General features: G+C 74.7%; 11 protein-coding genes. 5 read left to right on the plus strand and 6 right to left on the minus strand.

Annotation, left to right across the window (positions count from 1 at the left end):
* Positions 1-70 precede the first annotated feature (70 nt).
* Together ACF1A5_RS15785 and ACF1A5_RS15790 are read left to right on the plus strand one after the other, a co-directional pair.
* Complete coding sequence (locus ACF1A5_RS15785; protein WP_392193410.1) at positions 71-1,654, plus strand: alkaline phosphatase D family protein; 1,584 nt, start codon at positions 71-73, stop codon at positions 1,652-1,654.
* Positions 1,655-2,224: 570 nt separating this feature from the next.
* Positions 2,225-3,673, plus strand: coding sequence for a GNAT family N-acetyltransferase (locus ACF1A5_RS15790; RefSeq protein ID WP_392193411.1), 1,449 nt, complete (start codon positions 2,225-2,227; stop codon positions 3,671-3,673).
* Between the two features lie 218 nt (positions 3,674-3,891).
* On the opposite strand, the gene ACF1A5_RS15795 is transcribed toward ACF1A5_RS15790, so the two are convergent.
* Positions 3,892-5,127 carry a trans-sulfuration enzyme family protein gene (locus tag ACF1A5_RS15795; RefSeq protein WP_392193412.1) on the minus strand — a complete coding sequence of 412 codons (1,236 nt, stop codon included), beginning with the start codon at positions 5,125-5,127 and terminating at the stop codon, positions 3,892-3,894.
* A gap of 60 nt (positions 5,128-5,187) precedes the next feature.
* Between ACF1A5_RS15795 and ACF1A5_RS15800 the strand changes: the two genes are divergently transcribed.
* Together ACF1A5_RS15800 and ACF1A5_RS15805 are read left to right on the plus strand one after the other, a co-directional pair.
* Positions 5,188-5,697, plus strand: coding sequence for an Lrp/AsnC family transcriptional regulator (locus tag ACF1A5_RS15800; protein WP_356192721.1), 510 nt, complete (start codon positions 5,188-5,190; stop codon positions 5,695-5,697).
* A gap of 61 nt (positions 5,698-5,758) precedes the next feature.
* A complete protein-coding gene (locus ACF1A5_RS15805) occupies positions 5,759-7,450 on the plus strand; it encodes a DUF885 domain-containing protein (protein ID WP_392193413.1) in 1,692 nt (563 codons plus the stop codon).
* Between the two features lie 66 nt (positions 7,451-7,516).
* Here the strand turns inward: ACF1A5_RS15805 and ACF1A5_RS15810 are convergent, their stop codons facing one another.
* From ACF1A5_RS15810 to ACF1A5_RS15830, 5 genes are all read right to left on the minus strand, one after another.
* Positions 7,517-10,510, minus strand: coding sequence for an AAA family ATPase (locus tag ACF1A5_RS15810; protein ID WP_392193414.1), 2,994 nt, complete (start codon positions 10,508-10,510; stop codon positions 7,517-7,519).
* Positions 10,507-11,670, minus strand: a complete 1,164-nt coding sequence (locus ACF1A5_RS15815; protein ID WP_392193415.1) for an exonuclease SbcCD subunit D — start codon at positions 11,668-11,670, stop codon at positions 10,507-10,509. Before ACF1A5_RS15815 ends, ACF1A5_RS15810 begins: the two co-directional genes overlap by 4 nt.
* A 116-nt stretch (positions 11,671-11,786) precedes the next feature.
* Positions 11,787-12,413, minus strand: a complete 627-nt coding sequence (locus ACF1A5_RS15820; protein ID WP_392193416.1) for a YigZ family protein — start codon at positions 12,411-12,413, stop codon at positions 11,787-11,789.
* 135 nt (positions 12,414-12,548) lie between these two features.
* Positions 12,549-13,091, minus strand: coding sequence for a SixA phosphatase family protein (locus ACF1A5_RS15825; RefSeq protein WP_392193417.1), 543 nt, complete (start codon positions 13,089-13,091; stop codon positions 12,549-12,551).
* Positions 13,088-13,855, minus strand: coding sequence for a hypothetical protein (locus ACF1A5_RS15830; protein ID WP_392193418.1), 768 nt, complete (start codon positions 13,853-13,855; stop codon positions 13,088-13,090). Before ACF1A5_RS15830 ends, ACF1A5_RS15825 begins: the two co-directional genes overlap by 4 nt.
* A 204-nt stretch (positions 13,856-14,059) precedes the next feature.
* Here ACF1A5_RS15830 and ACF1A5_RS15835 point away from each other — a divergent pair, with 204 nt between their 5' ends.
* Positions 14,060-14,467, plus strand: coding sequence for a CoA-binding protein (locus ACF1A5_RS15835; protein ID WP_392193419.1), 408 nt, complete (start codon positions 14,060-14,062; stop codon positions 14,465-14,467).
* The last annotated feature ends 160 nt before the right edge of the window (positions 14,468-14,627 follow it).

Here is a 14,627-nt window from a genome sequence, read left to right on the forward strand (position 1 = left end):
GTGCGCGCCGCGCCGCACCAGTAGGTGTGGCTCTGCACACTGGCCGGACCCCGTCCCCGGAGGCGTCCTCATGTCCCACCGTCCCCTGCCCGGTCGCCGCAGCATCCTGCGCGGCTCGCTGGCCGCGTCGGCGGCCCTGACCCTGCCCGGCGCCCTCGGCGCGGCACCGGCCTTCGCCCTGTCCGGCCGCCCCCGGGCCGACTGGGGCGTGCAGGCGGGAGACGTGACCGCCGACTCCGGCCTGGTGTGGGTGCGGGCGGACCGCCCGGCCAGGATGGTCGTGGAGACGTCCGCCACGGAGTCGTTCCGCGATCCGCGCAGGTGGCAGGGTCCCCTGATAGGCGCGGACACGGACTTCACCGGCACGACCCGGCTGCGCGGACTGCCGCCGGGCGAGCAGATCCACTACCGCGTGCTCCTGGCCGACCCGGACGACCCGCGCCGCACCGGCGAACCGGTGACCGGCACGTTCCGCACGGCCGCCGCACGGCGCCGTCAGGGCGTCCGGTTCGTGTGGTCCGGCGACCTGGCCGGACAGGGCTGGGGCATCAACGAGTCCATCGGCGGCTACCGGATCTTCGACGCCATGGCGAAGCTGGATCCCGACTTCTTCCTGTGCAGCGGGGACAACGTCTACGCCGACGGACCCATCAAGCCCACCGCCACACTCCCGAACGGGGACGTGTACCGGAACGTCACCACCGAGGAGAAGTCGCACGTCGCGGTCACCCTCGCCGATTTCCGGGGCAACTTCCGCTACAACCTGCTGGACGCGGCGCTGCGCCGGTTCAACGCCCAGGTGCCGAACATCGTCCAGTGGGACGACCACGAGGTCCGCAACAACTGGTACCCGGGCGAGGTCATCGGGCCCGGCACCCCCTACCCGGCCGGCACCAGGCTCGACGACCTGGCGCTCCGCGCCCGGCAGGCCTTCTCCGAGTACTTCCCCGTCTCCACCCTCTCCGGACGCCCGGACGGCAGGATCCACCGGGTCGTCCACCACGGCCCGCTGCTCGACGTGTTCGTGCTCGACATGCGCACCTACCGCGACGCCAACTCGCCCGACGACCGGACGACCGACCCGCAGGGCATCCTCGGCGCCGAGCAGTTGGAGTGGCTCAAGCGGGAGCTCGCCCGATCGCGCGCGGTGTGGAAGGTCATCGCCGCGGACATGCCGCTGGGCCTGGTCGTGCCCGACGGGGTCGAGGGCAGGCCGAACTTCGAGGCGGTCGCGCAGGGCGACCCGGGCGCGCCGCTCGGCCGCGAACTCCAGATCGCGGAGCTGCTGCGCTTCGTCAAGCACCGGCGGATCACCGGCACGCTGTGGCTCACCGCGGACGTCCACCACACCTCGGCCCAGCACTACGACCCGTCGCGGGCCGCCTTCAAGGACTTCGAGCCGTTCTGGGAGTTCGTGTCCGGCCCGCTCAACGCCGGCGCCTTCCCGGCCAGCGCCCTGGACGGCACCTTCGGCCCGGACCGGGTGTTCGTGAAGGCGCCGAGCGTCGCGAACGTCTCGCCCGCCGAGGGCTACCAGTTCTTCGGCGAGGTCGACATCGACGGCGACAACGGCGAGCTGACGGTGCGGCTGCGCGAGCAGGACGGCACCGTCCTGTTCACAAAGACGCTCCAGCCGGGCCGGGTCGGCCAGTAACTCCCGTAGCCTCTCCCCCGGGCCGCGCACCGGCGTCATCTCCCGGTGCGCCCCCGGGCCGCCCCTCCCAGCTCCCCCGACAGCGAGATGTTTTCGCCGGTCAGAGCCGACTGTCAGGGGTCGCTTCTACGGTTTTCCCATGACGCGATCTGTGCAGGCCGTGGCCTATCGCCGACCCTCCGTGCCTGAGTCCACCGCGGGCCGACAGGACTCGAAGCGCAGCCGGTCGCCGTTGCCGGTCACCACCGGGGCGAGCCTTCTCCGGTTGCGGCGGGGTGTACGCACGCCTGGACGTGCTGCGGTCCGGCCTCGACAGCGGCGAGGTGGGGCACGGCACGACCAACGTCGACGTGAACGACCCGGCGCGATTCGTCCCGCCTGACCGTGCAGGCGCGTCGGCTGCGCAGCGCGCCGGCCCCGGAGGCGGCCGCGTGAGCCGCCCCGCCCCGCTCGCCCCGAGGCACCACCGCCCGGAGAGTCAGTAAACGGCAAAAAAGCACAGAAGCACGCTTTACCCATCAGTCACAAAGCGTTCGTGATCACGCAACACCATTCCTTCACAGTGGATGCATGACTCGTGAACTCTCTGATGTGACGCGTGCGAAGCACGGTCGCCCGGTGCACCACTGGCGGCGGGACGTCATAGAACTCGCCGCACTCTTCACGGCCGTGGCGGTCGCGGACGCGGTGGCGAATCTGATCGGCCACGGACCGGACGGCCCGGCCCTGCTGGTGATCTCGGCGATGGCGCTGGTCGCGACGGCCGCGTTCCACACCTGGTGGGCACGGCGCCACGGGCACGCGCCGCCGGCGGAGCATACCGGTGCCCGGCCGCCCGCCCAGCGGCGGGGCCAGGCCGGGCCCTCGGCCACCGCCCCGGGGCTGCCCGGGGCGGCGGCCGCGAGCACCCTGTGGCGGATGCGGACGACGGTGAAGGACGAGCCGGGGTCACTGGCCGCGCTGTGCGCCGCACTGGCCGCCCACCGGGTCGACATCCTCAGCCTGCAGACGCATCCGCTGGCCGAGGGCACGGTGGACGAGTTCCTGCTGCGCGCCCCCGGCGACGTCGAGGCCGCCGGTATCGCCCGGGCGGTCACGCTCGCCGGCGGCAGCGACACCTGGATCGAGCGGGCCGACCCGCACGATCTGGTGGACGCGCCCACCCGGGTCCTCGGGCTCGCCGCGCGGACGGCCCTGGACGCGGCGGAACTCCCCCTGGCACTGCGTCAGTTGCTGGGACGGTGCACGATCCGCTCGCTGCCCGGTCGGCCGCCGACCGGTGGCCGCGGTCCCGAGGGGGTGCCGGTCGGGGGCGCGCTGGAGGGCACTGTGATGCGGCTGCGGGCGCCCGAAGGCGGAGTGATCACCGTGGAGCGGCCGTATCTGCCGTTCACGCCCACGGAGTTCGCCCGGGCGCGGGCCCTGGTGGAACTGGACGCCCGGCTCGGGCCGCGCATCCCGCGCAGCCAGGACGTGCTGACGCTGCCGGAGGGCAACGCCATCACGGTGCGCCGCGCCGACACCGGCGACCTGCCGGCGGCCCGCGCCATGCACGAGCGGTGCTCGGCACGGACGCTGAACATGCGCTACCACGGTCCGGTCGGTGACGCGGACCGCTATCTGCACCACCTGCTCAGCCCGAGGTTCGGGCGGACGCTCGCGGTGCGGACCGCGTCCGGGCGCATCGTCGGCCTCGGCCATCTGCTGTGGGACGGCGACGAGACAGAGGTCGCGCTGCTCGTCGAGGACGAGTGGCAGCGGCGCGGCATCGGCGCCGAACTGTTGCGCCGGCTGGTGGCCCTGGCCGTCGAGGCGGGCTGCGAGAGCGTGTACGCCGTGACGCAGGCGTCGAACACCGGCATGGTCGCCGCCATGCGCGGCCTGGGTCTCCCGCTCGACTACCAGATCGAGGAGGGCACTCTGGTCATCACGGCCCGGCTGGAGGCGGCCCCGGTGACCTCGCTGCCGTCCCACGGCGGCAGGCAGCAGGAGTACGGCGGGCCCGGCGTGCGGGACTGACGGCGGCTCACGGACCCGGAGTAAGGCCCGGCGGGAGTCCCGCCGGGCCCTGCTCCGTTCCGGGGCCGGGCCGGACCCCAAGGAGCCGGTCTCCCGGAACGCGTCCCACGCGACCCGCGCCCACGGAGCCGGTCTTTACGGAGCCGGTATCACAAGACCGCCTCCAAGAGTCGGACTCACCGCGCCGGACTCACCGCGCCGGGCCCACGCAACCGGCCTCAGACGGCCGGGCTCGCGGAACCCGTCTCTGCCAGCGCCTCGCGCAGCTCCCTGCGCGCCCCCGGCGCCGGAGGCCGCTCCCCCAGGGCCCGGTCCAGGTCGGCCCAGAGGTCCTCGACGTCCTCCAGCCCCACCGACATCCGCAGCAGCCGGTCACTCACCCCGGCGCCCCGCCGGTCGTCCGCGTCCACGATGCGGTGGCTGATGGACGCCGGGTGCTGGATGAGGGTGTCGACGCTGCCGAGGCTGACGGCCGGGGTGACCAGACGGACCCCGGCGATGACGGCGTGCGGGTCGTCGTGCACCTCGAAGGCGATCATCGCGCCGCCGATGCGCGGGTAGTGGACGCGGGCGACCCGCGGGTCGGCCGCCAGCCGCGCCGCCAGTTCCGCGGCCGTGGCGGACGCGGCCCGGACCCGCACCGGCAGCGTGGACAGGCCGCGCAGCAGCAGATAGCCGGCCAGCGGGTGCAGCACGCCCCCCGTGGCGAACCGCACCTGCCGCAGCCGCCCGGCGAACTCCTCGTCGCAGGCCACCACGCCCGCCATCACGTCACCGTGCCCGCCCAGGTACTTGGTGGCACTGTGCAGCACCAGCCGCGCGCCCTGCTCGGCCGGACGCTGCAGCACGGGCGTGGCGAAGGTGTTGTCGGCGAGGAGCGGCACGGAGCCGCAGGCGTGGGCGACGGCCCGCAGATCGACCTCGGCGAGCGTCGGGTTGGCCGGGGACTCGACCATGACCAGCCCGGTGTCCGGCCGCAGCGCGTCGGTGATCCCGGCGGGATCCGTCCAGGTCACCTCGGTGCCGAGCAGCCCGGCGGTGAGCAGGTGGTCGCTGCAGCCGTACAGGGGGCGCACGGCGACCACGTGTCGCAGGCCCATGGCGGACCGGGCGAGCAGCACGGCGCTGAGCGCGGCCATGCCGCTGGCGAAGGCGACGGAGGCCTCGGTGCCCTCCAGCCGGGCCAGGGCGGTCTCGAAGCGGGCGACGGTCGGGTTGCCGAGCCGCCCGTATATCGGCGGGCCCTCCGGGTCGGCGCCGTCCGTGGCGAACGCGTCGATGCGGGCGGCCTCCGCACGGCTGTCGTAGGAGGGATAGGTGGTGGACAGGTCGATCGGCGGGGCGTGCAGCCCCTGCCGGGCGAGGTCGTCACGTCCGGCGTGCACGGCCTCGGTGGCCAGAGCCCTGGGTGCGGTGCGTACGACGTCGTACGCGTGCGTGCTCGCTGAGTCCATGGGCGGAAGGGTGAACACCGGCCGGGGCGTCGGTGCCGGGGACCGTGTTACGTTCGGCCAATGGCTGAATCTGTCGTACTGGATCCGGTGGACCTCCATCTGCTGCGGCTGCTGCAGAACGACGCCCGGGCGACCTACCGCGATCTCGCCGCCCAGGTCGGGGTGGCGCCGTCGACCTGCCTGGACCGGGTGACGCGGCTGCGCCGCTCGGGGGTGATCCTCGGCCACCAGCTGCGGCTGGATCCGGCGAAGCTGGGCCGCGGGCTGCAGGCCCTGCTGTCCGTGCAGGTCAGGCCGCACCGGCGGGAACTGGTCGGGCCGTTCGTGGAGCGGATACGGGCGCTTCCGGAGGCGCGGACCGTCTTCCATCTGACCGGGCCCGACGACTACCTCGTCCATGTCACGGTCGCGGACATGGCGGATCTGCAGCGGCTGGTCCTGGACGAGTTCACGGCCCGGCGCGAAGTCGCCCGGGTGGAAACGCGGTTGATCTTCCAGCAGTGGGACTGCGGCCCGCTGCTGCCGCCCGGCGCGGAGGCGGCCACGCCCTCGGCGAAATCGGACCGCTGACAGCCCCACGAGCGGAAAACGGGACTGACATGGACCGTGTCCCCGTACCAGGATGGTCCGCATGTCAGAGACCAAGAGCCCGCTGCCCCGACAGGTCGCCGACGCCTACGTCGACGAACTCATCGCCCTCGACCCGGTCACCGGTACGTATCTCGGCGTGAAGGAGAGCTCCAGCCGGCTGCCCGACCTCTCGCCCGCGGGCCAGCAGGCGCTCGCCGAGCTGGCGCGCACCACGCTCGCCCGGCTCGACGAGGCCGAGCGGCGGCCCGGCGCGGACAGCGACGTGGAGCGCCGGTGCGCCCGCCTGCTGCGCGAGCGCCTCACCGCGGATCTCGCCGTGCGCGAGGCCGACGAGGACCTGCGCGCCGTCGGCAACATGGCCACACCCGCGCACAGCGTCCGTGAGGTGTTCACGGTCACGCCGACAGAGACGGACGAGGACTGGGCGGCGATCGCCGAGCGGCTGCGCGCGGTTCCGGCCGCGCTGGCGGGATACCGTGCCTCCCTGACGCTGGGCCTGGAGCGCAAGCTGTTCGCGGGCCCGCGCCCCACGGCCACCTTCGTCGAACAGCTCACCGAGTGGTCGGACACCGACGGCAAGGGCCACGGCTGGTTCGAGGACTTCGCCTCGAAGGGCCCGGACTCCCTGCGCGCGGAGCTGGACGAGGGGGCCCGCGCCGCGACCGCCGCCGTGGTGGAGCTGCGCGACTGGATGCGCGACGTCTACGCGCCGGCCGTCGAGGGCGCCCCGAACACGGCGGGCCGCGAGCGCTACGCCCGCTTCGCGCGATACTTCAACGGCACGGATCTGGACCTGGACGAGGCGTACGCGTACGGCTGGGCGGAGTTCCACCGCATCCTCGGCGAGATGCGGCAGGAGGCGGAGAAGATCCTGCCCGGCGCCGAGACGCCGTGGGTGGCGCTCGCGCACCTCGACGAGCACGGCACCCACATCGAGGGCGTGGACGAGGTCCGGCAGTGGCTGCAGGACCTGATGGACCGGGCCATAGCCGAGCTGGACGGCACACACTTCGAACTCGCCGAGCGGGTACGGAGGGTGGAGTCGTGCATCGCCCCGCCCGGCAGCGCGGCGGCACCGTACTACACACAGCCGTCGGAGGACTTCTCGCGCCCCGGCCGCACCTGGCTGCCGACGATGGGCCAGACCCGCTTCCCGGCCTACGACCTGGTCTCGACCTGGTACCACGAGGGGGTCCCCGGTCACCATCTCCAGCTCGCGCAGTGGGCGCACGTGGCCCAGGACCTCTCCCGCTACCAGGCCACCATCGGCATGGTCAGCGCCAACGCGGAGGGCTGGGCGCTGTACGCGGAGCGCCTGATGGACGAGCTGGGCTTCCTGACCGACCCGGAGCACCGGCTCGGCTACCTGGACGCGCAGATGATGCGGGCCGCCCGTGTCATCGTCGACATCGGCATGCACCTGGAGCTGGAGATCCCGGCCGACTCGCCCTTCCACCCGGGCGAGCGCTGGACGCCCGAGCTGGCCCAGGAGTTCTTCGGCGCGCACAGCAGCCGCCCGGCGGACTTCGTGGAGAGCGAGCTGACCCGCTATCTGACGATCCCGGGCCAGGCCATCGGCTACAAGCTCGGCGAGCGGGCCTGGCTGCTGGGCCGCGAGAGGGCCCGGCAGCGGCACGGCGACTCCTTCGACCTGAAGTCCTGGCACATGGCGGCCCTGTCCCAGGGTTCCCTCGGGCTGGACGACCTGGTCGACGAGCTGGCGCGGCTGTGAGCGGGAGGGGCGGCCGGCGGCCGGCCGCCCCTCGGTGCGGCACCGGGTCGCGGCGGCCAGGCGGGCTCAGTCCACGCCCCGCTGCCGCACCGCCGACCCCGATCTGCCCTTGACGACCTCCAGCTGGGCGTGGATCCGCCGCCGCAGGTCGGCGACATGGCTCACGATGCCGACGCTGCGGTCGCGCTCGCGCAGGGAGTCGAGCACGTCGAGGACCTCGTCGAGGGTCTGGTCGTCGAGGCTGCCGAACCCCTCGTCGATGAAGAGCGTGTCCAGACGCACCCCGCCGGCCTCGTCGGTGACGACGTCCGCGAGGCCCAGGGCGAGGGCGAGGGAGGCGAAGAAGGTCTCGCCCCCGGACAGGGTCGCGGTGTCCCGCTCCCGTCCGGTCCAGGCGTCGACGACGTGCAGGCCGAGACCGCTGCGGCCGCGGCCGGCCCGGTCGTCGGAGTGCACCAGGGTGTAGCGGCCGGACGACATCCGCCGCAGCCGCACGGTCGCGGCGGCGGCCACCTGTTCCAGGCGGGCCGCGAGGACGTACGACTCCAGTCGCATCTTGCGCCCGTTGTCGGCCGCGGTGCCGGCGGTGAGGGAGGCCAGCCGGGCCACCCGGTCGTACTCCTCGCGCAGCGGGGCCAGCCGTCGCGTCCCGGCGGCGGCCTGTCGGGAGAGCCGGTCGAGTTCGGCGCAGCGCCGGGAGGCGGCGTCCCGCGCGGAGGCGGCCTCCCGCAGGCGCCGGGCCGCTTCCGCGGCGGCGCGTTCGGCCGCGGCGAGGTCGGCGGGCGGCTGCTGGGCGGCGGCCGCGGTGTCGGCCTCGGCGAGGACGGCGCGTACGGCGGCCTCCTCCGACTGCCGGGCGTCCAGGCGTCGTTGCAGTTCGCGGTGGGCCGCGTCGTCGAGGAGGGCGGCCGCCGCGGCCCGCGGGGTGTCGAAGCCGGCCCGGAAGGCGGCCTCGGCGAGCCGCCCGTCGGCGTCCTTGAGCCGCTCGGCGCTCTCCTCCGCGGCGCGGGCCGCGTCGGCGGCGTCGGTGAGCAGCGCCGTCCGCCGCTCCAGGTGCGCGGCGCGCTCGGCCACGCTGCCGGCGCCGCCCCGTGCCTGCGCCAGTTCCTCCTCCAGCGCGGCCTCCTCGCGGTCCAGGGCGTCCCGGCGGGTCAGCCGGGCGGCGGACCGGACCTCGGCCTGCCGGCGGTCGGCCAGCCGCCGCTCGCGTTCCTCCTCGGCGGCGCGCAGCTCCTCGCGCGCCGGGTGCAACGCGGAGGCGTCCCGGCGGGCCTCGGCGAGCTGCCGCTCCAGCTCGGCGGCTTCCTCGGCGAGCCGCGCGGCCGGCGTGTCACCGGCCTCCGCGGTGGCGGCGGCCAGCGCCTCCCGTACAGCGCCCAGGCGCCGTTCGTCCTCGGCGCGCCGTTCGTCGGCCTCCTGGTGGGCGGCGAGCGCCCGTTCCTCCGCCTCGCGGTCGACGTGCCCGGCGACCTTGCGGGCGGGCGCGGGGTGGGCGGTGGCGCCGCAGACGGCGCAGGGTTCGCCGTCGACCAGGTTTCCGGCCAGTTCGGCGGCGATGCCGTTCAGGCGCTGTTCCTTCAGCTCCAGCCAGTGCGCCTTGGCCCGCAGGGCACGCTCCCCGGAGGCGTGGGCCCGCCGCCGGGCGTCGTCGGTGTCCCCGGCGAGCCGGTCGCGCAGCCGGGCGGCCTTCAGGCGGGCCTGCGCGGGTTCGCGGCGCACGGCGAGCTGCTCGGCACGGGTGGCCGCCTCCTGGGCGGATTCGATACGGGCCTGGAGTCCCGCGCGGGTGGTGTCCCACGCCGCGAGCCAGGTCCCGGACTCCTGGAGCACGTCCTCGTCGGCGCGTTCCTGCCGGTCGGCGTCGGCCCGTTCGGCCACGAGGCCGGTGAGACGGCGCTCGGCGCGGCGGGCCGACTCCAGCCCGCCCAGCTCCTCGGCGGCCCGGCGGGCCGCGGCCGCGAGTCCGGCCGCGCCCTCGCCCGCGAGCCGCTCCGGCAACAGGGCACGCGCCCGTGCCTCGGCGGCGGCCGCCCGCCGGTGCTCGGTCTCGGCTGCCTCCCGCAGCTCCAGCGCGGGCGCCACCTTCTCGGCCTTGCGGCCCAGCTCCATCCGGGCCTGCGCCTCGCGGTGGGCGTCGGCCCGCTCCTCGAGACGCGCGGCGTCCTCCCGTGCCTGGGCGAACCGCCGCTGGAGCCGCGCCACCTCGCGTACGGCGTCCAGGGCGCGCTCGGCGGCGGACTGCGCGGACTCGGCGGCGGCGAGCCGGCTGTGGGCGACCGCCAGCTGTTCGCGGGCGGTGCTGCGGGCGACGGCCGCCGCGGTCAGGACGGCCTCGGCCAGGCCGGGCTCGCCCGGCGCCAGCTCCGGCAGCTCCATGGCGTCGCCCGCCGCCTGCTGCATGCGGTGCGCGTCGGCGAGCAGGGCCGTGTCGCCCTCGCGCACCCGCGCCTCGGTGGTGCGTCGGCGCTCGGCGAGGCGCTTCTCCACCTCGGCGAAGCGGTGGGTGTCGAACAGCCGACCGAGGAGTCGGCCGCGGGCCTCGGCGTCGGCGCGCAGGAAGCGGGCGAAGTCGCCCTGCGGCAGCAGTACCACCTGGCAGAACTGCTCGCGGCTCATCCCGAGCAGCTGCGTGATCTCCTCGCCGATCTCCTGGTGGGAGCGGCTGAGGTCCTTCCAGACCCCGCGCGCGGGGTCGTACTCGCGCAGCAGGCTCTGGGCCTTGTCGAGCGTGGTGCCGGTGCCGCGCTTCTTGGGGCGCTCCCAGGGCGGCTGACGGGTCAGCTCCAGCCGGCGTCCGGCGACGGTCAGTTCCAGGCTGACCTCGGTGCGGGTGGCCGGCGCCGCGTGGTCGCTGCGCAGCGTGGTGCCCTGTCCGCTCTGCCGGGCGCCCGGCACGGCCCCGTACAGCGCGTAGCAGACGGCGTCCAGCACGGACGTCTTGCCCGCGCCGGTGGGTCCGTGCAGCAGGAACAGCCCGGCGGCGGACAGCGCGTCGAAGTCGACGGTCTGCGCGCCCCCGAAGGGGCCGAAGGCGGTGATGTCGAGCCGGTGGAGCCTCACCGGGCCACCTCCCGCACCGTCGCGTCGGCGCGCACCGCGTCGAAGGCCTCGCGCAGCACCGCCCGTTCGTGCTCGTCGGGGCCGGCGCCCCGGACGTGGGCCACGAAGTCCTCCGCGATCTCCCGGTCGCCGCGTCCCGCGAGCCGTCGGGCGTAGGAGACGTCGGGGTCGTCCGGGGCGCGTTCGGGGTCGAAGACGAGGCTGAGGGTGTACGGGAAACGCTCGGTGAGGCGGGCCATGGGCTCGGCCGGGCGGACCGGGTCGGTGAGGGTCGCCTCGACCCACGCCTCCCGGTGTCCGGAGAGGCCGGCGTCGGCGAGCAGGTCCTCCAGCGTGCCCCGGATCCGGGCCAGCGCCCGCGGGACCGGGCAGTCGACCCGCTCGGCGGTCACGGAGCCGTCCGCGTCGAGGTCGACGAGCCACATGGTCTTGCGGTGGCCGGCCTCCGAGAAGGAGTACGGCAGCGGGGAGCCCGAGTAGCGGACGCGCTCGGTGATGGTCTGGCAGCCGTGCAGATGGCCGAGGGCCGCGTAGTCGACGCCGTCGAAGACGCCTGCGGGCACCGCCGCCACTCCGCCGACGGTGATGTCCCGCTCGCTGTCGCTGGCCTCGCCGCCGGTGACGAAGGCGTGCGCGAGGACGACGGACCGCGTGCCGGGCGCGCGGGCGGCGAGGTCGTCGCGGACCCGGTCCATGGCGGCGGCGAGGACCGCCTCGTGGCCTGCCTTCTCCACCCCGAACTCGTCCTTGACCAGGGCCGGTTCGAGATACGGCAGCCCGTAGAAGGCCACGTCCCCGAAGGCGTCCGCGAGGACCACGGGCGTGGCGCACGCCGACGGCTCGGTGCGCAGATGGATACCCGCGCGGTCGATCAGCCCGGCACCGACGCCGAGGCGGCGGCCCGAGTCGTGGTTGCCGGAGATCATCACCGTGGGCACTCCCAGCTCCGCGAGCCGGTGCAGCGCGCCGTCGAACAGTTCGACCGCGGCCAGCGGGGGCACCGCGCGGTCGTAGACGTCTCCCGACACGACCACGGCGTCGACGCCGCGCTCGCGCACGGTCGCGACGAGGTGCGCTATGAACGCGGCCTGGGCGTCGAGCATGTTCACCCGGTGGAACGCCCGGCCCAGGTGCCAGTCGGAAGTGTGCAGCAGCCTCATGATCCCCGAAGACTAACGGCCGGGTCTGACATCACGGGCGGTTACTCCCGTATCGGCCCGCCATGAGCCGTACGAGCCGTACGCATAAGCCCGTTGCATCCGATTCGCCCGGCCTGTCACACGTCTCCGTAGGCCTCCCCGCCCGGTGCGAAGCCGGCCGTCCCGGCGGTGGCGTCGGCCAGCCAGGCGCGGAAGGCGTCCACGTCGGCGTCCGGCAGGCCGATCTCTAGGGTGACCGCCTCGCCGTAGCGCACGTCCCGCACCGCGCGTCCGGTCGCCCGCAGGTCGTTCTGCAGCTTGCCGGCCCGCTGGTGGTCGACGGTCACCGTGGCCAGCCGGAAGCGGCGCCGGGTGACCGTGCCCAGCGTGTCCAGGGCCTCGCCGACCGCTCCGCCGTAGGCGCGGATGAGTCCGCCCGCGCCGAGTTTGACGCCGCCGTAGTAGCGGGTGACGACGGCGACGACGTACCGCATGTCGCGGCGCAGCAGCATCTGGAGCATGGGCACGCCCGCGGTGCCGCCGGGCTCGCCGTCGTCGCTGGCCTTCTGCACCGAGGCGTCGGCGCCGATGACGTACGCCCAGCAGTTGTGGGTGGCGTCGGCGTGCTCCTTGCGGACGGCGGCGACGAAGTCCTGCGCCTCCCGCTCGGTGGCCGCCGGGGCGAGGGCGCACAGGAAGCGGGAACGGCTGACCTCGGTCTCGTGCACGCCCGTGCGGGCGACGGTGCGGTACTCGTCCTGCATCCGGCCAGCCTATGCGCAGCCCGCGCCGGCCCCCGCCGCAGGTGCGCGGGCCCGGCCAGGGCACTCGACGCGCGTGCGCGCAGTGGGCGGGCGCCTCGTACGGCCGCCGGTGGCCGGGCGCGGTCGGGCGGTGCGTCAGTGCTTCGCGCCCCGGGGGACGGTCAGGTCGGTGAGCAGGGTGGCGCCGGGGGCGATCGCCCGCCAGCCGGCGCCGTGCCAGGCCAGGACGGCGACGGCCGAGGTCGGGAACTTCGCCCGGAGCCGGTCGAGGGTGTCGTCGAGGCCGTCCCCGGCCAGGTCGAGGACCAGTTCCTCCAGGCCCGGGTTGTGCCCGATCAGCAACAGGGTGCCGACTTCGGGGGGCGTCTCGCGCACGGCCGTCAGAAGGGCGGGCACGTCGGCGGCGTAGAGTCGCCGGTCGAACCGCACCGGGGGTGGTGTGCCCCACTGGGCGGAGGCCAGGTCCCAGGTCTGGCGGGCGCGCCGGGCGGTGGAACACAGCGCGAGGTCGGGCAGCCAGTCGGCCTCGGCGAGCGCGCGACCGGCGGCGGACGCGTCCCGGCGTCCGCGCGGCGCCAGCGGACGCTCGTGGTCGGCGACGCCCGCGGGCCAGGCGGACTTGGCGTGCCGCAGCACCACCAGGCGGCGCAGTGGCCGCCCTTTCCCACGAGCGCTCACGGCATGCTCCCCAGGTCGCGGGTGAGGTCGAGGCCCAGAAGGCGGTCAGCGTAGGCATACGTCTCGAAGCGGGCGCCGTCCGCGAGGTCCGGCCGGGTCTCCACCCATTCCAGCACGCGCAGCACGGCCGGCACGTCCAGGTCGTCCTCCCACGCCCCGCGCAGTCGTCCGCGCACCTCTTCGGGGATGGGCCGCGAGGGCCGCATCGCCCAGGCGGCGACCGCGCGGCGCCAGCGGGCGACGGTGCGGCGGGCGTCGTCCAGCGCATCCGCGTCGAGCCGCAGCGGCAACTCGCGGCGGCGGGCGAGCAGCGCCAGGCGCAGCACGGCGGCATCGCCGGCGGCCGCGGGGGCGACCGGCGCCTCGGCTTCGACGGGCGCGACCGCGATCCGGACGCCGTCGGCCGCCGCGCCGTCCTCCTTGACGACATGGACGACCTGCGCCTCGCCCAGCGCGGCGCCGAGGTCGCGGCTGTCCTCGAAGGGCCGGATGCCGAGGGCCGCGGCGGCGGCGCGCAGTTCCGCCTGCTCCCGGTCGCCGGTCAGCAGCGCCCACACAGGCGTGCCGCCCAGTTCCAGGGCGCGGACGAGGAGGTCGGCGACCAGCAGCACACGCAGCCCCGAGGCGTCGAGGCCCGACGCGTGCGCCTCGACACGGGTCAGGCCGCGGCGGGCGGGGGCGGCCTCCACGGGCTCGCCTGTTCGGGCGTCGATGATGCGCAGCACGGCCCGAGCGTAGGCGTGCGGGGGGCCGCGCGCAGGCATGTCGCGCCCTGTCCGGACATGTTGGCGGGTTTCCACCCGGCCCGGGGAGGTACGACAGCACCAGCGCGCCCCCTCCGCGCGGGGCGGCGCGGGGCTGCCGCCGGGCGGGGAATCGCCCGGGGGCGCCCGCTGTTGACCGGGCGGTGGCTCCGCCCGGGAGCGGCCGACAGCGTTCGAGACCGACCGAGACCGAGGAGACCCGTGGTGCACGGCGACGCAGCGACGATCCGCAGGATCCTGACCGAACTCGGCGACACCTGGGCCGTGGTGGGCCTGTCGTCGAACCGCGACCGCGCCGCGTACGGCGTCGCCGCGGTGCTGCAGCGGTTCGGCAAGCGCATCGTCCCCGTCCACCCGAGGGCGGAGACCGTGCACGGCGAGCGCGGGTACGCCACCCTCGCGGACATCCCCTTCGACGTGGACGTCGTCGACGTCTTCGTCAACAGTTCGCTGGCCGGCCCGGTCGCCGACGAGGCGGTGGCCAAGGGGGCGAAGGCCGTGTGGTTCCAACTCGGGGTGGTCGACGGGGCCGCCTTCGCCCGCACGCGTGCCGCGGGCCTCGACATGGTGATGGACCGGTGCCCGGCCATCGAAATTCCACGCCTGACGTGACCTGTGTCACCCTCTTCTCACATAGCGCGACTGAATAGAAACATTCCGCCACATCATCTGACCTGTGCAAAGGCAGCGCAAAAGAAGTCCCCATGGAAGAGCAAATTTCGAAGTACGGCCTTCTGTGAATCGGATTCGATTCCTACTCTGAGCCGCCGTT

It is taken from the genome of Streptomyces sp. NPDC014864 (assembly GCF_043081525.1).
GTDB lineage: Bacteria > Actinomycetota > Actinomycetes > Streptomycetales > Streptomycetaceae > Streptomyces.